At 66.3% G+C, this 22,875-nt stretch carries 26 protein-coding genes and 1 tRNA gene; 16 read left to right on the forward strand and 11 right to left on the reverse strand.

From position 1 onward, the window contains the following. The 5 genes from ACZ1A1_RS14190 to ACZ1A1_RS14210 form a co-directional block, all read right to left on the reverse strand. Positions 1 to 252: electron transfer flavoprotein subunit beta/FixA family protein (locus tag ACZ1A1_RS14190; protein WP_463620425.1), on the reverse strand; the 252-nt coding region annotated here is incomplete at its 3' end. A 183-nt stretch (positions 253 to 435) separates the two neighbouring features. After that, on the reverse strand, positions 436 to 1,221 hold the full coding sequence (locus tag ACZ1A1_RS14195; protein WP_415215735.1) for a rhomboid family intramembrane serine protease: 786 nt from the start codon (positions 1,219 to 1,221) through the stop codon (positions 436 to 438). A 67-nt stretch (positions 1,222 to 1,288) separates the two neighbouring features. After that, a complete protein-coding gene (locus ACZ1A1_RS14200; RefSeq protein ID WP_463620426.1) occupies positions 1,289 to 1,867 on the reverse strand; it encodes a cob(I)yrinic acid a,c-diamide adenosyltransferase in 579 nt (192 codons plus the stop codon). Then, positions 1,867 to 2,067, reverse strand: a complete 201-nt coding sequence (locus ACZ1A1_RS14205; protein ID WP_234190340.1) for a twin transmembrane helix small protein — start codon at positions 2,065 to 2,067, stop codon at positions 1,867 to 1,869. Before ACZ1A1_RS14205 ends, ACZ1A1_RS14200 begins: the two co-directional genes overlap by 1 nt. A 100-nt stretch (positions 2,068 to 2,167) precedes the next feature. After that, a complete protein-coding gene (locus tag ACZ1A1_RS14210) occupies positions 2,168 to 3,016 on the reverse strand; it encodes an SDR family oxidoreductase (RefSeq protein WP_463620427.1) in 849 nt (282 codons plus the stop codon). Between the two features lie 192 nt (positions 3,017 to 3,208). On the opposite strand from ACZ1A1_RS14210, the gene ACZ1A1_RS14215 reads away from it, so the two are divergent. Further along, positions 3,209 to 4,153, forward strand: a complete 945-nt coding sequence (locus tag ACZ1A1_RS14215; RefSeq protein WP_234190336.1) for a YihY/virulence factor BrkB family protein — start codon at positions 3,209 to 3,211, stop codon at positions 4,151 to 4,153. Here the strand turns inward: ACZ1A1_RS14215 and gluQRS are convergent. Then, positions 4,100 to 5,023 (reverse strand): tRNA glutamyl-Q(34) synthetase GluQRS, encoded by a 924-nt coding sequence (gene gluQRS, locus ACZ1A1_RS14220; protein ID WP_463620428.1) that lies wholly within the window; start codon positions 5,021 to 5,023, stop codon positions 4,100 to 4,102. The two genes, ACZ1A1_RS14215 and gluQRS, sit on opposite strands and share 54 nt — an antisense overlap. 51 nt (positions 5,024 to 5,074) lie before the next feature. On the opposite strand from gluQRS, the gene ACZ1A1_RS14225 reads away from it, so the two are divergent. Further along, entirely contained in the window at positions 5,075 to 5,725 is a 651-nt protein-coding gene (locus ACZ1A1_RS14225) for a DNA-3-methyladenine glycosylase family protein (RefSeq protein WP_463620634.1), read from the forward strand. A gap of 103 nt (positions 5,726 to 5,828) precedes the next feature. Then, positions 5,829 to 6,386 carry an HNH endonuclease gene (locus ACZ1A1_RS14230; protein ID WP_203316658.1) on the forward strand — a complete coding sequence of 186 codons (558 nt, stop codon included), beginning with the start codon at positions 5,829 to 5,831 and terminating at the stop codon, positions 6,384 to 6,386. A gap of 63 nt (positions 6,387 to 6,449) precedes the next feature. Here ACZ1A1_RS14230 and ACZ1A1_RS14235 read toward each other — a convergent pair whose 3' ends face one another. Next, positions 6,450 to 6,953 carry a disulfide bond formation protein B gene (locus ACZ1A1_RS14235; RefSeq protein WP_415213809.1) on the reverse strand — a complete coding sequence of 168 codons (504 nt, stop codon included), beginning with the start codon at positions 6,951 to 6,953 and terminating at the stop codon, positions 6,450 to 6,452. A 169-nt stretch (positions 6,954 to 7,122) separates the two neighbouring features. Here ACZ1A1_RS14235 and ACZ1A1_RS14240 point away from each other — a divergent pair. The 3 genes from ACZ1A1_RS14240 (at position 7,123) to ACZ1A1_RS14250 (ending at position 9,505) form a co-directional block, all read left to right on the forward strand. After that, positions 7,123 to 7,207, forward strand: a tRNA-Leu gene (locus ACZ1A1_RS14240). A gap of 316 nt (positions 7,208 to 7,523) precedes the next feature. Further along, positions 7,524 to 7,787, forward strand: a complete 264-nt coding sequence (locus ACZ1A1_RS14245) for a BON domain-containing protein (protein WP_313194694.1) — start codon at positions 7,524 to 7,526, stop codon at positions 7,785 to 7,787. Positions 7,788 to 7,861: 74 nt separating this feature from the next. Continuing rightward, positions 7,862 to 9,505, forward strand: coding sequence for an AMP-binding protein (locus ACZ1A1_RS14250; RefSeq protein WP_463620429.1), 1,644 nt, complete (start codon positions 7,862 to 7,864; stop codon positions 9,503 to 9,505). Positions 9,506 to 9,556: 51 nt separating this feature from the next. On the opposite strand, the gene ACZ1A1_RS14255 is transcribed toward ACZ1A1_RS14250, so the two are convergent. The 3 genes from ACZ1A1_RS14255 to secA form a co-directional block, all read right to left on the reverse strand. Continuing rightward, on the reverse strand, positions 9,557 to 10,828 hold the full coding sequence (locus ACZ1A1_RS14255; RefSeq protein ID WP_463620430.1) for a GNAT family N-acetyltransferase: 1,272 nt from the start codon (positions 10,826 to 10,828) through the stop codon (positions 9,557 to 9,559). Continuing rightward, positions 10,818 to 12,245: an oligosaccharide flippase family protein gene (locus ACZ1A1_RS14260; protein WP_463620431.1), complete on the reverse strand. Its 1,428-nt coding sequence runs from the start codon at positions 12,243 to 12,245 to the stop codon at positions 10,818 to 10,820. The genes ACZ1A1_RS14255 and ACZ1A1_RS14260 overlap by 11 nt, the downstream gene beginning before the upstream one ends. A gap of 130 nt (positions 12,246 to 12,375) precedes the next feature. Further along, on the reverse strand, positions 12,376 to 15,096 hold the full coding sequence (secA, locus tag ACZ1A1_RS14265; RefSeq protein WP_463620432.1) for a preprotein translocase subunit SecA: 2,721 nt from the start codon (positions 15,094 to 15,096) through the stop codon (positions 12,376 to 12,378). Between the two features lie 237 nt (positions 15,097 to 15,333). Here secA and ACZ1A1_RS14270 point away from each other — a divergent pair, with 237 nt between their 5' ends. The 6 genes from ACZ1A1_RS14270 to ACZ1A1_RS14295 all read left to right on the forward strand — a co-directional run bounded on the left by ACZ1A1_RS14270 (position 15,334) and on the right by ACZ1A1_RS14295 (position 19,437). Continuing rightward, positions 15,334 to 16,233 carry a peptidylprolyl isomerase gene (locus ACZ1A1_RS14270; protein WP_415213044.1) on the forward strand — a complete coding sequence of 300 codons (900 nt, stop codon included), beginning with the start codon at positions 15,334 to 15,336 and terminating at the stop codon, positions 16,231 to 16,233. A 50-nt stretch (positions 16,234 to 16,283) separates the two neighbouring features. Continuing rightward, entirely contained in the window at positions 16,284 to 17,522 is a 1,239-nt protein-coding gene (gene argJ / locus ACZ1A1_RS14275) for a bifunctional glutamate N-acetyltransferase/amino-acid acetyltransferase ArgJ (RefSeq protein ID WP_463620433.1), read from the forward strand. An 80-nt stretch (positions 17,523 to 17,602) separates the two neighbouring features. Beyond that, positions 17,603 to 18,361, forward strand: a complete 759-nt coding sequence (locus ACZ1A1_RS14280) for a GNAT family N-acetyltransferase (RefSeq protein ID WP_463620434.1) — start codon at positions 17,603 to 17,605, stop codon at positions 18,359 to 18,361. Beyond that, on the forward strand, positions 18,358 to 18,780 hold the full coding sequence (locus ACZ1A1_RS14285) for a (deoxy)nucleoside triphosphate pyrophosphohydrolase (protein ID WP_318910154.1): 423 nt from the start codon (positions 18,358 to 18,360) through the stop codon (positions 18,778 to 18,780). The genes ACZ1A1_RS14280 and ACZ1A1_RS14285 overlap by 4 nt, the downstream gene beginning before the upstream one ends. 113 nt (positions 18,781 to 18,893) lie before the next feature. Next, entirely contained in the window at positions 18,894 to 19,214 is a 321-nt protein-coding gene (locus ACZ1A1_RS14290; protein WP_415213048.1) for a hypothetical protein, read from the forward strand. 49 nt (positions 19,215 to 19,263) lie between these two features. Next, complete coding sequence (locus ACZ1A1_RS14295; RefSeq protein ID WP_463620635.1) at positions 19,264 to 19,437, forward strand: Flp family type IVb pilin; 174 nt, start codon at positions 19,264 to 19,266, stop codon at positions 19,435 to 19,437. Positions 19,438 to 19,542: 105 nt separating this feature from the next. Here ACZ1A1_RS14295 and ACZ1A1_RS14300 read toward each other — a convergent pair whose 3' ends face one another. Further along, on the reverse strand, positions 19,543 to 20,412 hold the full coding sequence (locus tag ACZ1A1_RS14300) for a methyltransferase domain-containing protein (protein ID WP_463620435.1): 870 nt from the start codon (positions 20,410 to 20,412) through the stop codon (positions 19,543 to 19,545). A 61-nt stretch (positions 20,413 to 20,473) separates the two neighbouring features. Here ACZ1A1_RS14300 and ACZ1A1_RS14305 point away from each other — a divergent pair, with 61 nt between their 5' ends. From ACZ1A1_RS14305 to ACZ1A1_RS14320, 4 genes are read left to right on the forward strand one after another with little or no spacing between them, the layout of a single operon-like run. Continuing rightward, positions 20,474 to 21,265, forward strand: coding sequence for a ComF family protein (locus tag ACZ1A1_RS14305; protein WP_463620436.1), 792 nt, complete (start codon positions 20,474 to 20,476; stop codon positions 21,263 to 21,265). A 34-nt stretch (positions 21,266 to 21,299) separates the two neighbouring features. Further along, positions 21,300 to 21,554, forward strand: a complete 255-nt coding sequence (gene grxC / locus ACZ1A1_RS14310) for a glutaredoxin 3 (protein ID WP_313194705.1) — start codon at positions 21,300 to 21,302, stop codon at positions 21,552 to 21,554. 11 nt (positions 21,555 to 21,565) lie between these two features. Continuing rightward, complete coding sequence (locus ACZ1A1_RS14315; protein ID WP_463620437.1) at positions 21,566 to 22,435, forward strand: carbon-nitrogen hydrolase family protein; 870 nt, start codon at positions 21,566 to 21,568, stop codon at positions 22,433 to 22,435. Beyond that, entirely contained in the window at positions 22,432 to 22,860 is a 429-nt protein-coding gene (locus ACZ1A1_RS14320) for a DUF1178 family protein (RefSeq protein WP_463620438.1), read from the forward strand. Before ACZ1A1_RS14315 ends, ACZ1A1_RS14320 begins: the two co-directional genes overlap by 4 nt. Positions 22,861 to 22,875 lie beyond the last annotated feature (15 nt).

The raw sequence follows: 22,875 nt of genomic DNA on the forward strand, positions 1-22,875 counted from the left end.
CACCGCCCGGTCGGCGCCCATGGCGAGCGCCGTGCGCAGCGTCTCCTCGGCCTTCGCGGGACCGATCGATACCACCACCACTTCCTCCGCCTTGCCGGCTTCCTTCAGCCGCAGCGCCTCTTCCACCGAAATCTCGTCGAACGGGTTCATCGACATCTTCACATTCGCAAGCTCGACGCCCGAGCCGTCCGACTTCACACGGATCTTAACGTTGTAGTCGACGACACGCTTGACTGGGACAAGGATCTTCATGGCTTCCTTCCTTCAAATGCCCGCGAGGGAAAATGCGCCTTTCAGGGGCGACCTGATTGTCGGTTGGCGACATCGATACGCGTTTTTTCCCCAATTACAATGCATCATCGGCCCTCCCCGGGTGAAAACGGAAGGCTTATAAATTACCTTTACGTTCACGTCAATTTTCCTTGCGCACCGCGATCATCGACCCCAATGGCGCGGCGGCGCCGGGGTGGAGGCCGGCGCTTCCTCGGCGGGAACCGGCCCCGCCTCCACATGCCGAACGGCCTTGGGCGTGACGATGGTCCGGTCGAACAGCGGCACGCCGCGCCGGCGCAGGACGAGCACGAGGACCGCCCCCGCCAGGATGCCGCCGACATGCGCGCCCCAGGAGACCCCGCTGTCGCCGTCGGCCAGCAGCATGTAGAACTGCTGGACGATCCAGAAGGCGAGCGGGATGACCGCCGGCAGCGGCAGCGGGATGCGGAAGAACACCAGGACCCAGACCCGCACCTTCGGATGCAGCAGGAAATAGGCCGCGACCACGCCGGAGATCGCCCCCGATGCGCCGATCAGCGGCGCCTCCGAATCCGGCTGCACCAGCCCGTGCACCAAAGCGCCCGCCGCCGCGCAGAGGAGGTAGAAGACGAGGAAGCGGAAATGCCCCAGCGCATCCTCGACATTGTCGCCGAACACCCAGAGGAACAGCATGTTGGAGGCGAGATGCATGAAGTCGCCATGCAGGAAGGCATAGGTGATGTAGGTCGCGTCCTCCGGCACCAGGACGAGGCCCGGCTCCAGATCGGCGAAGTCGAAGACGACCGCGGGAATATAGCCGAGCCCCACCACCGCGGCGTCGGAAAAAGCCTGCGTGGAAGCAAGGCCCGTCACCAGCCAGACGGCGACATTCGCCACGATCAGGCCGATCGTGACATATTGCACCTTGATGTATTTCAGGGCGTTCGCGTCATGCAGCGGTATGAACATGGATCCCCTTCCAGCCCGCGGCCCCTTGCGCGATTTTCGATGCGCTCGCGGGACCTTGCCGGAGAGCTTACCTGTTCTGCCCCGGCACCCACAATATATCCGCGCGCCCCTTGTCGTTCACCCAGCGCGCCGCGACGAAGAGGAAATCGGAAAGCCGGTTGATATAGGCGACCGCCGCCGCCGACACGGTCTCGCCTTCGCTGTCCTGCAGCGCGACGATGCGGCGCTCGGCCCGGCGCGCGACGGTGCGCGCGAGATGCAGCGCCGCCGCCGCGGGCGTGCCGCCCGGCAGCACGAAGGAGCGCAGCGGCTCGAGATCGGCGTTGAGCGCATCGATCTCCTTTTCCAGCCGGTCCACCTGCGCCTGCGCGATGCGCAGCGGCTCGTAGTCGAGCTTCCTGCCGGTCTCGGGGGTCGCAAGGTCCGCGCCGAGATCGAAGAGGTCGTTCTGGACGCGCATCAGCATCCGGTCGAGCGCCGGGAAATCGGCAAGATGCTGGCGGGCAAGGCCGATGGCGGAATTGGCCTCGTCCACCTCGCCATAGGACTCCACGCGCAGGTCGTGCTTCTTGCGGCGCGGACCGGCGACGAGGCCCGTCGTGCCGTTGTCGCCCGTGCGGGTATAGATCTTGTTGAGCTTGACCATCAGCCGCGCCCGCCGCCGGTGACCCACAAGGTCAGCATGATGAGGATGATGGCGATGGCCTGCAGCAGCACGCGCGCCTGCATCAGCTTGTTCGAGGTGCTGCCGCTGCCGCCCTTGGCCATGTTGACGAGACCGCGCACGAGCACGATGGCGACGAGGCCCATGACGAGCATGGTCAGGAAGGTGAGGAAGGAAGACATGCCAACGATCCGGTTTGATTTCTGTCAGCCCTATTCAAATAGGGCATTTCGCGCAAAGTGCACGCATTTTGCGGCGTGATGCCTGCGACGCCGCGCCGCGTCAGCCGAGCCGCCCGATGATACGGTAGAAGAGCGCCGCCGGCAGCAGCTTTTTCAGGAGAACGCCCTGTCTGGCCGGCGAGGTCACGACATAGTGCGGCCGGGGCGACCTTGCCGTCAGCGCATGGCGCAGCACCGCATGCACCGCCTCCGGCCCGAGCTTGCCGCGCGCCGGCTTCGCCTCGCCGCGCAGCCGCCGCAACTGCCGGCGATATTCCTCCGCATGCACCGAATTCTCAAGGTCGATGTTCTTCTCGATCTGCACCAGCGCATTGGCGGTGAAGCGCGAGGCGATGGGCCCCGGCTCGATGAGGCTGACATGGATGCCCGAGCCGGCAAGCTCCATGCGCAGCGTCAGCGACAGGCCTTCCAGCGCGAATTTCGAGGCATTGTAGGCGCCGCGCCAGCGATAGGGCACGATGCCGAGGATCGACGAGCATTGCACGATGCGCCCGTGCCCCTGCCGGCGCATCACCGGAATCACCCGCCGCGTCAGGTCGTGCCAGCCGAAGACATTCGTCTCGAACTGCGCGCGCAGCGCCTCGACCGGGAGGTCCTCCACCGCGCCGGCCTGGCCATAGGCCCCGTTGTTGAAGAGCGCGTCGAGCCGGCCGCCGGTGCGCTCCAGCACGGTCTCCACCAGGGCGGCGATGGTCTCGGGCCTGGTATAGTCCATCGGCAGCGCCTCGATGCCGTCCGCCGCGAGCCCCGCAAGGTCCTCCTCCCGCCGAACTGTCGCGAAGACGCGCCAGCCCTCGGCCTTCAGCGCGCGGGCACAATGGGCGCCGATGCCGGAGGAGCAGCCCGTCACGATGATGCTCGGCGGCACGGACGCATTCTGAGAAGACATGGCGGTTTCCTGTACAAATCCGCGCCGGTTTCCCATATTCACCGCCAGGCCCCGCGTTGCTTGCGCAACGCAAGGCGGCCTTCGAATCGCAAATCCGCGCGTAACCTTTAAACAAAAGCCGATGTAAGGGGTTATGACCGGAGAGACAATGAAAGAGGCGGCCGTCCGGCCGCAAGGGACTGGGATACGCCGATGCCGACCGCCATCCGTTGCGCCTACAAGGTCATTTTCGATGCGATCTGGCATTTTTCCGAAGACGACGGCTGGGCCATGGCCAGCCATGTGGCGCTTTCCACCCTGCTCGCCGTCTTTCCCTTCCTGATCTTCGGCACAGCGCTCGGCTCCTTCCTCGGCGCCGACCAGTTCGCCGAGACCGCCGTCCACCTCATCTTCGATACCTGGCCGGAATCGATCGCCGCGCCGATTTCCCGCGAGGTCGTCGCGGTGCTGACCATCCCGCGCGGCGGGCTGCTGACCGTCTCCGTGCTCGCCGCCGCCTATTTCGCCTCCAACGGCGTGGAGGCGTTGCGCATTTCGCTCAATCGCGCCTACCGCGTGGCCGAAACGCGCTACTGGTACATGACGCGCCTCGCCAGCCTCGGCTTCGTCATCGCGGGCGTGCTGGCGCTTGCCGTCATCAGCATCGTGCTCGTCGCCGCCCCGCTTGCGGTGCGCGCCACCGGCGACTGGCTGCCCTGGCTTTCCTATGTCTATTCCTGGGTGGAAAGCTGGGGGCTCGTCGGCACCGTGCTGGTGTTGCTGATCGGCCTGCTGATCGCCCATCTCTGGCTTCCCGCCGGCCGGCGCAAGATCGCCGACGTGCTGCCCGGCATCCTGCTGACCCTGCTCTTCTGGGCGGTCGGCGCCTATGCCTTCGCCTCCTATCTCACCGCCTTCGCCAACTATGTTTCGACCTATGCGGGCCTCGCCTCGATCATGATCGCGCTGGTCTTCCTCTACATGATCGGAGCGATCTTCATCATGGGCGCCGAGATCAACGCCGCGCTGCTGAAATACCGGGTCAAGCACCTGATCCTCGACCGCATCCGCGGCGTCAGGAAGCAGCCGCAGGCCGATGAGGAATCAATGGAGGACGAAGCCATAGCCCGCGAGCAGGGCGCGAATGCCGGCCGGTGAGACGCCCTTCCCGCGATAGGCCGCGATCCCCGTATCCTGATTGCTCTTGGAGAGTTTTCGCCCGTCCGGGCCTAGCACCAGCCCGTGATGCGTATAGTGCGGCGCTGGCAGGCCGAGCAGGCATTGCAGCAGCCGGTGGACGGCCGTCGCATGGAAAAGATCCTGCCCGCGCACCACGTCGGTGATGCCCTGCGCCGCATCGTCGAGCACGACGGCAAGATGGTAGCTTGCCGGTGCATCCGGCCGCGAGAGGATGACATCGCCCCAGCGCTCCGGCCGGGCCGTGACCGTTCCCGTCTCGCCTTCCGGCCCCTCGCCGCCCTCCGACCAGTCCAGCGCCGCCGGCGCGAGCGCCCGGGCCCGCTCCATGTCGAGCCGCCAGGCATGCTGCCGGCCTTCCGCGATGAAGGCGAGCGCCTGCGCCCGGTCGAGCCCGCGCTCCTCCGTCGGATAGAGCGGCGCGCCGTCCGGATCGCGCGGCCAGACACCGCCCGTTGCCTCATGCGCCTCGACGCGCGCCTTCACCTCGCCCCGGCTGAGGAAGCCGGGATAGAGCACGCCCATCTCCTTAAGCCGCTCCAGCGCCTCGGCATAGAAGGCAAGATGCTCTGACTGACGCCGCACCGGCCTTTCCCAGTCGAGCCCGAGCCAGGCGAGGTCGCGATAGATCGCCGCCTCGAATTCGGGCCGCGAGCGCGCCGGATCGATGTCCTCGATGCGCAGCAGGAAGCGCCCGCCGCAGGCCGCGGCAAGGTCATGGTTGAGGATCGCCGACAATGCATGGCCGAGATGCAGCAGGCCGTTGGGGCTCGGCGCGAAACGGAAGACGCGATTTTTTGACAAAGGGCTTTGCATGAGGTCTTCTGGCATGAAGAGGCGTGTCGCGCCACCACCGCGCAGGGACCGCTTGGAACCATGCAACTGCACATGATCAGAACGGAGGCGGATGTCGCCGCGGGGCTCGTTGACCTCGCGCTGCTCGACGCGCGCCTCTTCACCGTCATCGACAAGGCCGGCCCGGTGCCGCTGCGCCGGCTTGCGCCCGGCTACCGCGGCCTTGCCGGCATTATCGTGGCGCAGATGGTCTCGCGGGCGAGCGCCGATGCGATCTGGCGGCGGCTGGAAGAGACGGCCGGCGACATCACGCCCCATCACATGCTCGGCCTTTCCGACGAGGATTGCCGCGCCGTCGGCCTGTCGCACGCCAAGGCGGACACCCTGCGCCGGGCGGCCGAAGCCGTCGACCGCGGCGACCTCGATCTCGACGCCGTCTGCACGATGGAGGCGGTGGCCGCGACGCGCAAGCTCACCGCCATCAAGGGCATCGGCCGCTGGACGGCGGATGTCTACCTGCTCTTCTGCGGCGGGCATCCGGACATCTTCCCCTCGGGCGACATCGCCCTCCAGAACGCCGTCGCCCATGCGCTCGGCCTTGCCGTCCGGCCGAGCCCGCAGGAGCTCGACCGGATCGCGGAAAGCTGGTCGCCCTGGCGCGGCGTCTCGGCCCGGCTTTTCTGGGCCTATTACGCGCGGGAAATGCGCCGCGAAGTGGCGCCGGTGCTGGAGGGCTGAGCCCTCAAAATACCTTGTTTTCGCTTTTTCTTTCTTGCTTCACAATGCTGTAACAACAGGCCTAATATAGAAAGGCAGATGCCGAATCGCTCAGGAGAAGCCCTTGACGATTTCTGTTTCACCACAGGCCCTGCCAGCCCTTGTATTGAATGCTGACTACAGGCCGCTGAGTTATTATCCCTTGTCGCTGTGGTCCTGGCAGGACGCGATCAAGGCCGTGTTTCTTGACCGCGTAAACATCATCGCCGAATACGAACATTCGGTCTCCTCTCCCAGCTTCACGATGCGCCTGCCGAGCGTCGTGTGCCTGAAAACCTACGTGCAGCCGTCACGCCACCCGGCCTTCACCCGGTTCAACGTGTTCCTGCGCGACAAGTTCGAATGCCAGTACTGCGGGTCGCCGGACGACCTGACCTTCGACCATGTCATCCCCCGCGCCCATGGCGGCGAGACGACGTGGCACAACGTGGTCGCGGCCTGCTCCCCGTGCAATTTGAGAAAAGGCAGCAAGCTGCCGAAGCAGGCGGGCATGCACCCGCATCAGAAGCCCTACCAGCCGACGGTTCAGGATCTGCACAACAACGGGCGACTGTTTCCACCCAACTATCTGCATGAAAGCTGGATGGACTATCTCTACTGGGACGTCGAACTGCAACCCTGAGGCCTGCCGCGCGGGAGCGCTTTCGCGCACCTGCGGCATGCATCCGAGATCAGGTTGCGGGCATCAAGCTTTCGCCGACCGCGCGCCCGAAAAGGCGATCGCGGCAAGGATCAGGCTTGCGATCACGTTCCAGCCGGCGAACGACAGGCCGAGGAGCCGGAAGGACGCTTCCGTGCAGGACGGGCCGTGCTTGGCATTGAGGTCGGAAAGAAGGTCGCCGGCATTCTGCGTGACGCCCTGCGCGGAAGTGGCGCAGGTCGCAGGTCCCTCCCAGAAGCCCCATTCCACGCCCGCGTGATAGACCCCCATGCCGGCGCCGACCAGCATCATGATGCCGGCCACGGCGAGCAGCAGCCGCGTCAGCCAGGCCGGGCCGCCGAAAAGCGCGGAAAGCAGGGCCGCGACGGCCACCGGAATGCCGTAGTAATAGGGATCGCGCTGCAGAAGGCAGAGCGCGCAGGGAATGTAGCCGCCGATATGCTCGAAGGCGAGCGCCCCGCCCACGGTCGCGGCCATGCCGAGCGAAAGGAGGCCTGCGGAAGTCTTGCGGGAAAGGGATGCGGTCATCGGGCTCGTCCAGAAGGACCGGCGGACATGCCGGCGAAACGGCGCCGAGTTCTATCAGGTGAGCCGCCTTTGTAAATGCACCGCACGCATAAGTGATCGCACCCGCCCGCCGATTTGCCGGTTGCTGCCCGCAGGCGCTTCGTGTAAACGCGATTGCTGCAAGTGCCGTGCCCCATTGGCGGAACTGGTAGACGCGCTCGACTCAAAATCGAGTTCCGAAAGGAGTGCTGGTTCGATTCCGGCATGGGGCACCATTTATTTCAGATTTTCCCTTCCTCCAAAGCGTAAGCTTTCCATCCCGCGTGTTTCTGCCTGCGACGGGCAAAAATCCCGCCCCCGAAATCTCGTTCTTTAGCGGGAACAAATTTTGCGAGGCCGCATTTATCGGGGGCAGCCGCAGACACCCCCGGATGCGGTTGTGAGGGGGACCCGAGAGCGATGTGCACGCTCTTGGGTCTCAACCATTCCGGGACTTTCTCTATGAGCCGAATGCGGGCAGGATCGCGCGGGTCGCGCGAACAAATCCGCCCGGTCCACGTTTCCCTGCAAAGCCTGCCATAGGAGCGCATCATGGTTTTCAAGGAAGGTACCTTCAAGGGCGAATTGCCCGAGCATTTCGACGGTCCGCATCCCGCCTGGCTGGAGACGGCGGTGGCGGATGCGCTCTCGCTCGCCGGCGATGTCGACGCCTCGGACATCACCGTCACCTGCAAGGGCACGCGGATCGTGCTTTCCGGCAGCGTCACCTCCCCGGAGGAGGCCGACCGCGCCGTGGCCATCGCCGCGGCGATCAAGGAGGTGACCGAGGTCGACAGCCGCCTCTCCTGGCTCTGACCTTTCGAAAGCCGCCATTGCGGTGCGGCCCTCCGGAATGCTAGTTGCAATGCAGCAAACTGGAGAGACACCGGATGCTTGCCGAAAGATCGACCTACGACGCGCTGTACCGGGATTTCCGCTGGCAGATCCCCGACCGCTTCAACATCGGCACCGCCGTTTCCGATGCCTGGGCGGCGCGCGAGCCGAACCGCGTCTGCCTCCAGCATTTCCTGCCCGACGCCCCGCCGCTCTCCATGACCTATGGCGAACTGGCTGCTCGATCGGACGCCTTTGCCGCGGCGCTGCAGGCGGAAGGGGTCGGCAGGGGCGACCGGGTCGCGATCCTGCTGCCGCAGGGCTTCGAGACGGTGATCGCCCATGTCGCGATCTACAAGCTCGGCGCCATCGCCCTGCCGCTCGCCCTGCTCTTCGGGGCGGACGCCCTTTCCTTCCGGCTGAAGAATGCCGAGGCGAAGGCCATCGTCACCAACCGCTTCGGCCTCGAACGCCTGAAGCCCATCCGGCAGGACTTGCCGACGCTCGACATCGTCATCGCGACCGAGGCGGCCGACGATGCCGACGCGAAGAATTTCCACGACCTCGTTGCCCGCCACGCCGGCCCCTTCGCCTCCGTCGACAGCGGCCCTGACGACCCGGCCATGATGATCTATACTTCCGGCACGACCGGTCCGCCGAAGGGCGCGCTGCACGGCCATCGCGTGCTGCTCGGCCATGTGCCCGGCTTCCAGATGCACCACGAATTCCTGCCGCAGCCCGGCGACCGTATCTGGACCCCGTCCGACTGGGCCTGGGCGGGCGGCCTTCTCAACGTTCTCCTGCCGGCGCTGCTGCTCGGCGTGCCGGTCGTCTCCTCGCCGGGCCAGAAATTCGACCCTGACATGGCCTATCGCATCATGCAGGACATGGACGTGCGCAACGCCTTCATTCCGCCGACGGCACTGCGGTTGATGAAGACGGTCGCCAATCCGCGCGAAAAATACCGGCTTAACCTGCGCACCATCGGCTCGGCCGGCGAATCCCTCGGCCGCGAGACCTGGGAATGGGTGCGCGACACGCTCGGCATCACCATCAACGAATTCTACGGCCAGACGGAATGCAACATCGTGCTCGGCTCGATCGGCAAGCTCGGCGTGTCGCGGCCGGGACCGATCGGCAAGCCGGTGCCGGGCCATGTCGTCGCGATCATCGACGCCGAGGGCCGGGAGCTGCCGCGCGGCACCGTCGGCCAGGTCGCCGTGAAGCGGCCCGATCCCGTGATGTTCCTCGGCTACTGGCGGAACGACAAGGCGACAGCGGAGAAATTCGTCGGCGACTGGTTGATGACCGGCGATCTCGGCCGCATGGACGAGGAAGGCTACGTCACCTTCTTCGGCCGCGACGACGACGTCATCACCTCCTCCGGCTACCGGATCGGCCCGAGCGAGATCGAGGACTGCCTTGCCGGCCACCCCGCCGTGCAGCTTGCTGCCGCCGTCGGCAAGCCGGATCCGGTGCGCACCGAGATCGTCAAGGCCTATGTGGTGCTGCGCCCCGGCGAAACGCCGTCGCCGGCCCTTGCCGCCGAGATCCGCGAATGGGTCAAGTCCCGGCTCTCCATGCACGAATATCCGCGCGAGGTGGATTTCGTCGATTCCCTGCCGCTCACGACGTCGGGAAAGGTCATCCGCCATCTCCTGCGCAAGCAGGCGGCGGAAGAGGCGGCCCGCGCCGCCTAGTTTAACCGCATTGTCTAACGCCGGAGCGACGTCGCTCCGGCTGGAAATTCCCTAGCGCTTGGCGAGCGAGCGGATCTTGTCCCGCAGCAGCCGCGCGACATTGCGGGTGTTGCGGTAGAGGTGAAGCTGCGTCGCCACCTGCCGCACGTCGCGGTCGCGGTTCTGCTGCAGGCCGATGATGAGCGTACCCATGTCCTCGCGCTCCTCCCAGAAGCGGCTCATCACCGGATGGTCGGGGATGGCGCAGGAATCCGAGCGCGCGATATTGGCGTCGTCGAGATGCCATTCGGTGAGTTCTGCAAGAAGCAGCTTGCCCGGCGAATAGCGGGCATAATCCTCGTTATAGGCCGTCTTCCACGTATAAGCCTCGCCGCCGGTGAGGAAGACGATCATGGAGGCGATGGCGCGGCCGTCGAGGTCGAGCGTGTGGATGCGCACGCCGTCCGTCTCGGCAAGGTTGGTGATCGCCTCGCGGGCGAAGGCGGCGCGGTAGCGGTCGTTGATCATCGCCGTGCGGCCGCGCCCCTTCCAGCCGCCGGCTTCGAGAAGCAGGAACTCCTCCATGCGAAGGCGGATATCGGCGGGCTGGCGCGCGACATTGTAGCTGAGCGTGCCGAGGCGATCGAGCTTGCGCCATTGCCGGCGCAATTCGCGGAAATGCTGCTGCGAGATCGCCTTCTGCAGATAGGTCTGACCGTCGAGCAGGCTTTCCAGCATCGGCCGGCGATAGGTGTCGGTCACGGTGAGCGGCAGGTTCCGGCTGATGGCGACGGCGCGCATGAGCTGCGCGAAGGGACCGTTGAGGCGAAGGTCCGGCAGGACGAGCACCGGCGGCAGGCCGGTGGCCGGCCCCGCGAGCGCTTCGAGCAGGTTGTCCAGCGTTTCGGCGGCATCCTCGGCATCGACCAGCGGTGTGCCGAGCGGGCCGAACGGGTTCGACCAGGCGCGCAGGATGCTGGTGCCGATGGAAAAGCCCGGCTTCTCGACCGAGAAGGGCATGAGGAAGCGCATGCGGCTGCGCCCCTCGCTCTCGTCGCGAATGACGGAGAGGCGCACCGTGCGGTCCTCCAGCCGCGGCATGGCGGGCGCGAGGAAGCGGCCGGTGAAGAAGATGTTCGGATCCATGACGCGGTTCGACAGGAAATCGAGTTCCTGCTGCAGCTCGTAGCCGGCCGTTGCCGGATAGAGCGACAGCGAGCGGCCCGGGCGGCCGACGGGAATGCGCTGGTCTGCGGGCGGCTGCGCAAGCGGCGCCGCCGGCGGAATCACGGCCTGGGCGCGGCCCGCCGCGATCGCATGGTCGAGGCCGTGGCTATCGGTCATGGTTGTCCATCCCGTTGGCAAGGCTCGCCCGCACCGGATCGGCGAAGGCGAAGAGAATGATCGAGAGCTTTCCGCGCACGGCGATGTGCAGGAGCACCGCCTCGACGACCATGGCGCCGGCCGTGGCGATGGCGGCGCCCGTGACGCCGAAGAGCGGAATGAGCGTGACGTTGAAGGCGATGTTCGCCGCGAAGGCCACGGCATAGACGCCGACACAGAGCCGCTGCTCGCCCGACATCGTCAGCAATACCTCGCCGGGGCCGACGAGGGCTTTCGCCATGATGCCGGCAAGCAGGATCGCCATCAGGCTGTGGCCGGCGGTGAAGGCGGGGCCGAAGAGCGACAGCAGGAAATGGCCGAGCGCCAGCACGCCGAGCCCGACGGCAAGCGACGGCCAGAAGCTCCAGCGCACCGTCTCGCCGGCAAAGCGCGCCAGCGCCAGCCGGTCGCCGGAGGAAAAGAGCGCCGAGAAGCGCGGCGCCGCCGCGGCCTTCACCGAGAAGAAGACGAAATGCACCAGCGCCATCGTCTTGGCCGCCGCGAAATAGATGGCGACGCTCTCGGGGTCGAGGAAGAGCCCTACGATGATCACGTCGGAATTGGTCAGCAGGAAGCCGAAGCCCTCGATAAGGAAGATCGGCAGCGCCGCCTTCACCCAGAGCGACATCTCGACCTTGCGGGGGCCCGCGACATAGCGCCTGCCGAGCCGCCGGATGATATTGAAGAACTGCACGACGGTCGTGAGATAAGTCGCCGCGAGGGCCGCGACCATCGCCGTCAGCGCGGTATGCGGCGCGCCCGTCCGCACGGCCAGCACCATGAAGACGAGGATCAGCAGCGGGCGGATGATATAGGTCGGGCTCAGCGCCGCCAGCGCCCAGCTATGCGCCCGCGCGGTACTGTCCAGCACATCGCCGAGCGCGATCATCGGCATGCAGAAGAGGCCGATGAACAGCGGCACGACATAGTAGCCGGCAAAGCTCTCGTGGAAGAGCCAGAGCACGAGGAAGCCGAGCAGCGCCAGCGCCGTGGAGGAAAGCATGGCGAAGATGCGCGCCGTCGAGGTGAGGCCACGGATCTCCGCATGGGCATTGCGCCCCGCATAATCCGGCAGGAAGCGCACGACGGTGGTGTGGAAGCCGAGACAGGACATGTCGCCGCAGATCACGACGAGCGCCCAGGCGAAGACGAAGACGCCGTATTCGAACTCGCCCATCACGCGGGCAAGGACGATCTGGGTGATGAAGGCGATGGCGGCACTGGCGACGCGGATGGCGAAGGTGATGAGCGCCATGCGCTGGGCGAGCGTGTGGGGGTCGTTGCCGGCGGTAAGGCCCGCGAGCGTTCGCACGAACGGCCCGGCCTTGCCGCGCAGACCCGCAGGCAGCAATTTCTCCGCCGTCTGAATGACCGCCATCAACACAGGAACCCGAACGCTACGCAAAACCGATAGGGCCAGTCTTGTCAGATCAGGGTTAACAAAGGGTTGGGCGGCGCCCTCCGCCCTCCGAAAGAAAATGCCGCCCGGAGGCGGCATGTTCGGATCGTCACGCCTGCTCGAAGGCGCCGTGGCAATGCTTGTATTTCTTGCCCGAACCGCAGGGGCACGGCTCGTTGCGCGCGACGCGGCCCCAGGTCGACGGATCGTTCGGATCGCGGTCTTCCGGATCGACCGCGTCGGCCATCAGGTTGCCGCCTTCGCCGAAATCGTCCTCGCCGGTCGTGCCGTCGATGTGGTGGCCTTCCATGGACGGCGGCACCGGCGCGGGCGCATCGGCGGCTTGGCGCACCAGCTCGACGCGCATGAGCTGCGCCGTGACGGTCTGGCGAAGGTTCGCCAGAAGCGCCTGGAAGAGTTCGAAGGCCTCGGCCTTGTATTCCTGCAGCGGGTCGCGCTGGGCATAGCCGCGGAAGCCGATGACGGAGCGCAGGTGATCGAGGTTGACGATATGCTCGCGCCACAGATGGTCCAGCGTCTGGAGCAGCACGGAGCGCTCGACATAGGCCATGATTTCCGGGCCGAAGCGCTCGGCGCGGTCGGCGGCAGCGCCGTCGGCGGCAGCGCGCAGGCGCTCCAGGATGTCCTTCTCGTCGATGCCTTCCTCGGCGACCCACGCCTCGATGGGCAGGTCGAGATTCAGCTGCTCGGCGACGCCCTGCTTGAGGCCGGGGCCGTTCCACTGTTCGGCATAGGCGTTTTCCGGGATGTGCAGGCGCACGAGGTTCTCGACGACCTCGTGGCGCATGTCCGAAACGATCTCCGACAGGTTCTCGCTGTCCATCAGCTCGATGCGCTGCTCGAAGATGACCTTGCGCTGGTCGTTGAGAACGTCGTCGTATTTCAGGAGGTTCTTGCGGATATCGAAGTTGCGGGCCTCGACCTTTTTCTGCGCGCGCTCCAGCGCCTTGTTGATCCAGGGATGGACGATCGCCTCGCCTTCCTTGAGACCGAGCTTCTGCAGCATCGAATCCATGCGATCGGAGCCGAAGATGCGCATCAGGTCGTCCTGCAGCGACAGGAAGAACTTCGAGCGGCCGGGGTCGCCCTGACGGCCCGAACGGCCGCGAAGCTGGTTGTCGATGCGGCGGCTTTCGTGGCGCTCGGTGGCAAGGACATAGAGGCCGCCGGCGGCGAGCGCCTTCTCCTTGAGCTTCTTCACCTCGGCGATGATCGCCTCGCGCTTGGCGTCGCGCTCGGGACCGGGCTCCATCTCGGCGAGCTCGCGCTCCAGCCGCATGTCGACATTGCCGCCGAGCTGGATGTCGGTGCCGCGACCGGCCATGTTGGTGGCGATGGTGACCGCGCCCGGTACGCCCGCCTGCGAGACGATATAGGCTTCCTGCTCATGGTAGCGGGCGTTGAGGACCTGGAAGTCCTTGAAGCCCGACTTCTTGAGGAGTTCGGCCAGAAGCTCGGACTTCTCGATGGACGTCGTGCCGACGAGGACCGGCTGGCCCTTCTCGCGGGACGCCTTGATCTCCTCGATGATCGCCTTGTACTTCTCTTCCGCCGTCCGGTAGACTTCGTCGTCCTCGTCGAGACGCTGGATCGGCAGGTTGGTCGGCACTTCCACGACCTCGAGGCCATAGATGTTGCCGAATTCCTCGGCTTCCGTCGAGGCCGTGCCCGTCATGCCGCCGAGCTTGTCGTACATGCGGAAATAGTTCTGGAAGGTGATCGAGGCCAGCGTCTGGTTTTCCGGCTGGATCGTGACCTTTTCCTTGGCTTCGAGCGCCTGGTGCTGGCCTTCCGAATAGCGGCGGCCCGGCATCATGCGGCCGGTGAACTCGTCGATGATGACAATCTCGTCGTTGCGGACGATGTAGTCCTTGTCGCGGGTGAAGAGCTTGTGGGCCTTCAGCGCGTTGTTGATGTGGTGGACGATGGCGACGTTCTCGACGTCGTAGAGCGATTCGCCCTTGAGAAGGCCGGCCTCGCGCAAGAGGTTCTCCAGCTTCTCCGTGCCGACTTCCGAGAAGTTGGCCGAGCGCTGCTTCTCGTCGATCTCGTAGTCCGCCTCGTCCAGCATGGGGATGAAGGCGTCGATGGTCGTGTAGAGGTCGGAGCGGTCGTCGAGCGGGCCGGAAATGATCAGCGGCGTGCGCGCCTCGTCGACGAGGATCGAGTCCACTTCGTCGACGATGGCGAAAAAGTGGCCGCGCTGGACCATCTGGTTGCGCTCGTACTTCATGTTGTCGCGCAGATAGTCGAAGCCGAGTTCGTTGTTCGTCGCGTAGGTGATGTCCGAGGCATAGGCAGCACGGCGCTGGTCGTCGTCGAGGCCGTGCACGATAACGCCGGTCGAAAGGCCGAGGAAGCCGTAGATCCGGCCCATCTGGGCGCTGTCGCGGGTGGCGAGGTAGTCGTTGACCGTCACGACATGCACGCCCTTGCCGGCGAGCGCGTTGAGATAGACGGGAAGCGTGGCGACGAGCGTCTTGCCTTCACCGGTCTTCATTTCGGCAATCGACTTCTCGTGAAGGATCATGCCGCCGATGAGCTGCACGTCGAAGGGACGAAGGCCGAGGACGCGCAAGGCCGCCTCGCGGGCGACGGCGAATGCCGGCACCAGGATGTCGTCCAGCGTCTTGCCGGCGGCGAGCTGCTCGCGGAACTCGACGGTCTTGGCGCGAAGCGCCTCGTCGGAGAGCGCCTTGATCTCGGGTTCGAGCGCGTTGATCGCGTCGACGCGCGTTTTGTAGGAACGGACACGGCGATCGTTGGAAGAGCCGAACAACTTGCGGGCGATGCCGCCGAGGCTGACCATCAGGATGGTCCTTTCTTTGTGGGCGCCCGGCGCGTGACAGGTCGCACGATAATTGCGCGCAAAGCCGTGAAACGCCCGGAAACTGTTCTGGACGCGGGATTGCGTGACAGATAAGAGGGGGGTCGAATGATGTCAACGGCTCAGGCGGTTGCACAACGGCCACATTCTGGTGCTGTTGAGCCGTCTGGCACCGGATATCGGCCCGATTCCGGCGAGGATGTGAAAGGTCTTTTCGATATGTTCAAGTACAGCAAGCTCGCAACGGTCGCTCTTGTCGCGATCGTCGCCGCCGGCACAAGCGTCCGTGCGCAGGATGCGGCAGCCGATCCGGTCGTCGCCAAGGTCGGCGCGGTCGAGATCCACGAATCGGAGCTGAAGCTCGGCATGGCCGGCCTCGATCCGCAGCTCGCCAACCTGCCGGACGACCAGAAGCGCGTCGCCGCCCTCTCCTCGATCATCGATGTCAAGCTGCTCGCCGCCGACGCCGACAAGGAAGGCCTCAAGGATACCGCCGACTTCAAGCAGCGCCTCGCCTTCCTGACGGATCGCGAGCTGCACAACGCCTACTTCAAGAAGCACGTCGTCGACGCCGTCACGCCGGAAGAGGTCAAGGCGCGCTACGAGAAGGAAATCGCCGCCATCGAGCCGCAGGACGAGATCCGCGCCCGCCATATCCTCGTCAAGACCGAGGAAGAGGCCAAGGCCATCATCAAGGATCTCGACGCCGGCAAGGACTTCGTGGAGATCGCCAAGGAGAAGTCGACCGACCCGAACAAGTCGGAAGGCGGCGACCTCGGCTATTTCGCCAAGGGCCGCATGGTCCCGGAATTCGAAGCGGCCGCCTTCGCGCTGGAAAAGGGCGCCTATTCCAAGGAGCCGGTGAAGACGCAGTTCGGCTATCACGTCATCAAGGTCGAGGACAAGCGCAAGCAGCAGCCCCCGGCGCTCGACCAGGTCGAGCCGCAGGTCCGCCAGCTCGTCATGCGCGACAAGTATCTGGAACTGCTTGAGAAAGCCAAGGCCGCAGCGCCGATCGACATCACGGACGCCGCCCTGAAGACCGCCTATGACGCGGTCAACAAGCAGGAAGCGGAGGGCGCGGAAGAAGCCGCCCCCGCGACCGAAGGCCAGCAGTAAGACGACCATGGCCCGGTGCGAGCCGGGCCTCCACCCCTCAGGAAAGCGCCATGTCCGGTTCCATCTCCCCGCTCGCCCCGAAAACCTATGCCGAAATGCCGCCGGTACGCGGCGTGCGCATGGCGACCGCCGCCGCCGGGATCAAGTACAGGAACCGGACCGACGTGCTGATGATGGTCTTCGACCGTCCCGCCGCCGTCGCGGGCGTCTTCACCCGTTCCAAGTGCCCTTCGGCCCCGGTCGATTTCTGCCGCGCCAACCTTCCGGGCGGCATCGCCCGCGCCGTGGTGGTCAATTCCGGCAATGCCAACGCCTTCACCGGCCGCAAGGGCCGCGAATCGACGAAGCTGACCGCCGAGGCCGCGGCCAAGGCCGTCGGCTGCGGCGAGGGTGAGGTCTTCCTCGCCTCGACCGGCGTGATCGGCGAACCGCTCGACGCCACCAAGTTCTCCGGCGTGCTCGACGGCCTTGCCGCCTCCGGCACGGAGGATTTCTGGTTCGAGGCCGCCAAGGCGATCATGACGACCGACACCTATCCGAAGGTGGCGACGCGCACCGCCGAGCTCGGCGGTGTCACCGTCCGCATCAACGGCATCGCCAAGGGCGCCGGCATGATCGCGCCCGACATGGCGACGATGCTCTCCTTCGTCGTCACCGATGCCGACATTCCCGCTGGCGTGCTGCAATCGCTGCTGTCGGCCGGCGTCGGCCCGACCTTCAATTCCGTCACCGTCGATAGCGACACCTCCACCTCCGACACGCTGATGCTGTTCGCCACCGGCGCTGCTGCCGCCGACGGCCAGAAGCCCGTCACGACCGACGACGCCGCGCTCGACGGCTTCCGCGCGGCGCTGGGCGACCTCCTGCGCGACCTCGCGCTCCAGGTGGTGCGTGACGGCGAAGGCGCGCGCAAGATGGTCGAGATCACCGTGGAAGGCGCCGAGAGCGACGAGGCGGCCAAGCGCATCGCCCTTTCCATCGCCAATTCCCCGCTGGTCAAGACCGCCGTCGCCGGCGAGGACGCCAACTGGGGCCGCATCGTCATGGCCGTCGGCAAGTCCGGCGAGATGGCCGACCGCGACCGCCTCGCCATCTGGTTCGGCGACGTGCGCGTCGCCGTCGACGGCGAGCGCGACCCGTCCTATTCCGAAGCGGCCGCCACCGCCGTCATGAAGCGCGAGGATATTCCGGTGCGCGTCGAGATCGGCCTCGGCCAGGGCCGGGCGACGGTCTGGACCTGCGACCTCACCAAGGAATATGTCGAGATCAACGGCGACTACCGCAGCTAGGCAGTTCCGGAAAAAGCGCGCAGCGGAACTGCGCCAGAATGGAGGCCCGGAACGTGACCCCTTCCGGACAGAAGACGACGATGAGCGATCTCCCGAAAGTCCGGCGGCTGGAAGCCGTCGGCTTCCGCGCTTGGCCCGCGGCCAGCGTGCAGTATGACGGAAGCTGGCTCTGCCGGCTGACGGCGGGCCATCCCTCGCGCCGGCTGAACTCGGTCAATCCGCTCGATCCCTCCGATACGCGCGACATCGGGATCCGCCTCGAAAAGGCGGCCAAGCGCTTTGCCGATTATGGCCGCCCGCTGCTGGTGCGCCAGACGCCCCTCACCCCCGAAAAGCTCGTCGCCTTCATGGACGAGGCCGGCTGGGCGAATGTCGGCCGGACCATCGTCATGATGGTGGACCTTGCGGACCTCTTGCGCGACGAAGGCCTCGACCACCTGCCGAGCCGCGACGTCGGCCGCTTCGTCGATGCGCGGATCCGCGTCGCCGGCGACGATCCCGGCCTCAAGCCGGGTCTTACCGAGATCATCAACGCCATCAAGCCGGAGGCCGGCCTCTTCATCTTCGAGGAGCCCGATTTCGGCCCGACCGCCGTGACCATCGCCGTGCAGGACAACGACCTTGCCGGCATCCTCCAGCTCGGCGTTGCGAAAGAGCGGCGCGGCCGGGGCCTCGGCACGGCGATCCTGCATGCCAGCCTGCGCTGGGCCAAGCTCAAGGGCGCCCGCCACGCCTGGGTGCAGGTCGAGGCGGACAATGCCGCCGCGCTTGCGCTCTACCGCCGCGCCGGCTTCCGGGACATCTACGAATACAGCTACCGGGGACCGCACGCGGCATGACCGAGACCAACGCAAAACAACGCCGCATCCTCCTCGTCGCCGCCTGCGCGCTCGTCGATGCCGACGGCCGCATCCTTCTTGCCCAGCGCCCCGAGGGCAAGCAGCTCGCCGGCCTGTGGGAATTTCCCGGCGGCAAGGTCGAGCCCGGCGAAACGCCGGAGGAGACGCTGATCCGCGAGCTGGACGAGGAACTCGGCATCGCCACGAAGATCCCGTGCCTCGCGCCGCTGACCTTCGCCAGCCACACCTATGACGACTTCCACCTGCTGATGCCGCTCTATGTCTGCCGGCGCTTCGAGGGCACCGCACGGGGCCGCGAGGGGCAGGCGATCAAGTGGGTGCGGCCGAAGGCGCTGCGCGATTATCCGATGCCGCCGGCCGACGAGCCGCTCATCCCCTTCCTGATGGACCTGCTCTGACCCGCAAGGCAGGGAATAACCTCGCATTTTCCGGTCTCCGTTAAGCAATCATTTAGCACCCTCGTTCAAAGATTGGGCCTAAACGTTGCAATGAATGCTTACGAGACCCTGTGATGCGTGACGAAGACTTCTGGAAAGCCGTTCAGGAGAAGGATTTCACCCCGGCGGGCGACACCCGGACCGGTGCGCTCAACCTTGCCCTGTTGTTCGGTACGGCGGTGATCGCCCTTGCACTGGTGCTCACCCCGGTCCTTTCGGCCAAGACCGACAAGCGCATGATGGCGAACGTGCCGGACGAGTTCGACATGATCTCGACGGGCTCCGTGCAGCCCGCGGAAACCGGCAAGCGCTACACGGTCCGCCGAAGCGTGCTGCAGGAAATGCCGGGCGCCGTCTGCATCGTCGACGGCCCGGGGGCGGGCAGCGGCTGCTGAGCCGCGCGCGAAAGTCACGTGCCGTATGGCACACAGGAGAGATGGAATGATTGCAAGACTGGTCAGATCGTTCCTCTCCGACGAAAAGGGGGCGACCGCCGTGGAATACGGTCTCCTCGCCGCCCTCATCTCGGTCGGCCTGCTCGCGGGCCTGACGGCGCTCAGCGACAGCCTGAACAACACCTTCATGACCATCAACGACAAGATCAAGACGCCGAATTGACGTCTACGGCAATTCCAGCAAAAGTGCGCAGCGGTTTTGCGTCCGGAATTGCGCAGAAACAAGGTGATAGAGCGTTTTCGCGATTCGGAGAAAAGCGGAAACGCTCTATTCGCGGCCACCCTGCTTGAGGGCATCGGCAAGGCGCATCGTCGCCGAGCCGGGCTTGAGCGGCTTCTGCTGGCTTTCATGCGGCGCCCAGCCCGAGACATAGATGATCGAGAACGTCGCCCGGATGCGCCCGTCCGGATCGGAAAAGCGCTCCGCATAAAGCTCCGCCGCCCGAAGCAGGATGCCGCGCGTCAGCGGCCGCCGGCTGCGGCCGGTGAGCGGATTGGCCATGCCCATGGCGCGCAGGTCCTTCATCAGCGGGAAGATCGAATCGTAGCGGACCGTATAGCTCTCCTTGTCCGTCACCGGCAGGGCGAAGCCGCCGCGCTGGAGCAGCGCGCCGACATCGCGCACGTCCGGGAAGGGAATGACCCGCGGGCTCGCCCCGCCCGTAATCTCGCTCTCGGCGGCAAGCAACACCTCGCGCAGCTCCTGCAGAGTGCCGCTGCCCGGAATGGCCGCGAGGAACAGTCCATCGGGCTTCAGCGCACGGCGGATCTGCACGAAGACGCCGGGCGTGTCGTTGGTGAGATGCAGGGAAAGCGGCGAGACGATGAGGTTGACCGACTGCGGCTCCAGCGGCACTGTCTCGAGCGGCGAGATGACGACCGTCTCCCCCTGCCCGGCAAAGCGCCGGTCGCTCTCCACGCGCTCCAGCACATCCACCTTGCCGGTCTCGACGATGGCGCGCGCCGCCGCCCCGGTATGGCCGTGCAGCTCGACGGCGCGCTCGAAGCGGCGCTCGATGACGCTGAGCCGTTCGGCCAGCTCCCGCGCTACCAGATTGAGGAGGAAGTCCGCCGGCGTGCCGCGCAGCGCCCGCAGGCGGTTGGCATCGATGAGGGCGTGGTCGAAGAGCGTTTCCATGAGAGAAGTCCCGTTCGGATTTCCTTCGCTTTGGCCGCGAACTGCGACTATTGTCAACCGCATGGGCGAAATCGAGGCGGATCCATTGCCGGCAGTCCCCTTCCGGCAGGCCGCCGCCCGCCGGCTTCTCGCCCTTGCCGGCGCCGCGCTCGACATCGTCTATCCGCCGGCCTGCGCGGGCTGCGGCGTGCTCCTCGGCAGCAAGGCGAGCCTCTGCCCGCATTGCTGGTCGAAGCTGGCGCTGATCGAGCGGCCCTATTGCGACGTGCTCGGCACGCCCTTCTCGCACGATCTCGGCCCCGGTATCCTCAGCGCCGACGCCATCGCCAATCCGCCGCCCTTCGACCGGCTGCGCTCCGTCGCGCTCTATGACGATCTTGCCCGCATCCTCGTCCAGTCGCTGAAATACCGCGACCGCACCGATCTCGCGCCCATGATGGCGGGCTGGATGCTGCGCGCGGGCGATGGCAGCGTGCAGGCGGCGGATGTCATCCTGCCCGTGCCGCTGCACCGCTCCCGCCTTGTCTGGCGCAAGTTCAACCAAGCGGCCGAGCTTGCCCGCGCCATCGGAAGGCTTTCCGGCAAGCCGGTGCTGATCGACGCGCTCCGCCGCACGAAGCGCACGCGCCGGCAGGTGGGCCTCGGCCCGCGCGCCCGCGAGGAGAACGTGCGCGGCGCCTTCGCCATCACGCCCGCCGGCCGGGAAGCCCTGTTCGGCCGCCGCGTCGTCCTTGTCGACGATGTCTATACGACAGGGGCCACCGTCGCCGCCGTGGCGCGCAGCCTGAAACGGGCCGGCGCCAGCGACGTGACCGTTTTGACCTTTGCAAGGGCGCTTCCCGGACCTATATGAAAGGCAGGTTTTTCAAGCATTGGAGCAGGAACGCATGACTTCGGTCGTCATCTACACGCGTCAGTTCTGCGGCTATTGCAGCGCCGCGAAAAAACTCCTCGAGACGAAGGGCGTGGCCTATGAGGAGCACGACGCCACCCACGCGCCCGAGCTGCGCCAGGAGATGATCCAGCGCGCCGGCCGCAGCACCTTCCCGCAGATATTCATCAACGACCGCCATGTCGGCGGCTGCGACGACCTGCATGCGCTGGAGCGCGCCGGCGAGCTCGACGCCCTGCTCGCCGCCTGAGGAGACCGTCCATGACCGTCACGATCGCCGCCGTCCAGATGTGCTCCGGGACCGATCCGGTCCGCAACGTGGAGACGATGCGGCGGCTCGTGCGCGAGGCGGCCGCCAGGGGCGCCACCTATGTCCAGACCCCGGAAATGACCGGCGCCCTGCAAAGGGACCGCGCCGGTCTCAAGGCCATCCTGCGGCAGGAGGAGGACGACCCCGTGGTCGCCGCCGCAGCAGCGCTTGCGGCCGAACTCGCCATCCACGTCCATGTCGGCTCCACCGCCATCGCGCTTGCCGACGGCAAGGTCGCCAATCGCGGCTTCCTCTTCGGCCCGGACGGCGCGCGCATCTGCACCTACGACAAGATCCACATGTTCGACGTCGATCTCGACAATGGCGAGAGCTGGCGCGAGAGCGCGGTCTATTCGCCGGGCGCCGTCGCGCGCCTTGCCGACCTTCCCTTCGGGCGGCTGGGCTTTGCCATCTGCTACGACGTGCGCTTCCCCGAGCTCTTCAAGGCCGAGGCGCAGGCCGGCGCCGAGATCATCTCCGTTCCCGCCGCCTTCACCCGCCAGACGGGCGAGGCGCATTGGGAAACGCTGCTGCGCGCCCGCGCCATCGAGAACGGCGTCTATATCGTCGCGGCCGCGCAGGCGGGCCTGCACGAGGACGGCCGCGAGACCTTCGGCCATTCGATGATCGTCGATCCCTGGGGCCGCGTGCTCGCCTCTGCCGGCGGCACGGGCGAGGCCGTGGTGCTTGCGCAGATCGACACCGCCGCCGTGAGGGCCGCCCGCGACAAGATCCCCAACCTGCGCAACGGGCGCAGCTTCAGCCTGGAAGTGACGGGCGAAGCGCCCCGCGCGCCCGCGAAGGGAGGCGTTGCCGCTTGATCCGCTACGAACTCTCCTGCGACAACGGCCACGCCTTCGAAGGCTGGTTCGGCTCGGCGGACGATTTCGACCGCCAGCAGCAGATGGCGCTCGTCTCCTGCCCGACCTGCGGCTCGACCCACGTCGCCAAGCGGCTGATGGCGCCCTCCCTCTCGACCGCCCGCAAGAAGCAGCAGCGCCAGGAGCTGGCGGTGCAGACCGGCCAGCGCGAGATGATGGCGAAGCTGCGCGAGATCGTCTCGACCATCCGCGCGAATTCCGAGGATGTCGGCGACCGCTTTCCCGAGGAAGCCCGCAAGATCCACTACGGCGAGACCGAGCAGCGCGGCCTGATCGGCCGGGCGACCGCGGACGAGGTACGCGACCTCCTGGAGGAAGGCGTCGAGGTCGCCCCCCTTCCCGTCCTGCCCGACGACACGAACTGACGCCGCATCGCCCAG

This window comes from Shinella sp. R2-11, assembly GCF_055330205.1.

Coding starts and splice junctions, on each gene's coding strand:
- ACZ1A1_RS14195 (WP_415215735.1), bottom strand. CDS start 1,221: ATGTTCATACCGCTGCATGACGCGAACGCCCTGAAATACATCAAGGTG.
- ACZ1A1_RS14200 (WP_463620426.1), bottom strand. CDS start 1,867: ATGGTCAAGCTCAACAAGATCTATACCCGCACGGGCGACAACGGCACG.
- ACZ1A1_RS14205 (WP_234190340.1), bottom strand. CDS start 2,067: ATGTCTTCCTTCCTCACCTTCCTGACCATGCTCGTCATGGGCCTCGTC.
- ACZ1A1_RS14210 (WP_463620427.1), bottom strand. CDS start 3,016: ATGTCTTCTCAGAATGCGTCCGTGCCGCCGAGCATCATCGTGACGGGC.
- ACZ1A1_RS14215 (WP_234190336.1), top strand. CDS start 3,209: ATGCCGACCGCCATCCGTTGCGCCTACAAGGTCATTTTCGATGCGATC.
- gluQRS (WP_463620428.1), bottom strand. CDS start 5,023: ATGCCAGAAGACCTCATGCAAAGCCCTTTGTCAAAAAATCGCGTCTTC.
- ACZ1A1_RS14235 (WP_415213809.1), bottom strand. CDS start 6,953: ATGACCGCATCCCTTTCCCGCAAGACTTCCGCAGGCCTCCTTTCGCTC.
- ACZ1A1_RS14245 (WP_313194694.1), top strand. CDS start 7,524: ATGGTTTTCAAGGAAGGTACCTTCAAGGGCGAATTGCCCGAGCATTTC.
- ACZ1A1_RS14250 (WP_463620429.1), top strand. CDS start 7,862: ATGCTTGCCGAAAGATCGACCTACGACGCGCTGTACCGGGATTTCCGC.
- ACZ1A1_RS14255 (WP_463620430.1), bottom strand. CDS start 10,828: ATGACCGATAGCCACGGCCTCGACCATGCGATCGCGGCGGGCCGCGCC.
- ACZ1A1_RS14260 (WP_463620431.1), bottom strand. CDS start 12,245: ATGGCGGTCATTCAGACGGCGGAGAAATTGCTGCCTGCGGGTCTGCGC.
- secA (WP_463620432.1), bottom strand. CDS start 15,096: ATGGTCAGCCTCGGCGGCATCGCCCGCAAGTTGTTCGGCTCTTCCAAC.
- ACZ1A1_RS14270 (WP_415213044.1), top strand. CDS start 15,334: ATGTTCAAGTACAGCAAGCTCGCAACGGTCGCTCTTGTCGCGATCGTC.
- argJ (WP_463620433.1), top strand. CDS start 16,284: ATGTCCGGTTCCATCTCCCCGCTCGCCCCGAAAACCTATGCCGAAATG.
- ACZ1A1_RS14280 (WP_463620434.1), top strand. CDS start 17,603: ATGAGCGATCTCCCGAAAGTCCGGCGGCTGGAAGCCGTCGGCTTCCGC.
- ACZ1A1_RS14285 (WP_318910154.1), top strand. CDS start 18,358: ATGACCGAGACCAACGCAAAACAACGCCGCATCCTCCTCGTCGCCGCC.
- ACZ1A1_RS14290 (WP_415213048.1), top strand. CDS start 18,894: ATGCGTGACGAAGACTTCTGGAAAGCCGTTCAGGAGAAGGATTTCACC.
- ACZ1A1_RS14300 (WP_463620435.1), bottom strand. CDS start 20,412: ATGGAAACGCTCTTCGACCACGCCCTCATCGATGCCAACCGCCTGCGG.
- ACZ1A1_RS14305 (WP_463620436.1), top strand. CDS start 20,474: ATGGGCGAAATCGAGGCGGATCCATTGCCGGCAGTCCCCTTCCGGCAG.
- grxC (WP_313194705.1), top strand. CDS start 21,300: ATGACTTCGGTCGTCATCTACACGCGTCAGTTCTGCGGCTATTGCAGC.
- ACZ1A1_RS14315 (WP_463620437.1), top strand. CDS start 21,566: ATGACCGTCACGATCGCCGCCGTCCAGATGTGCTCCGGGACCGATCCG.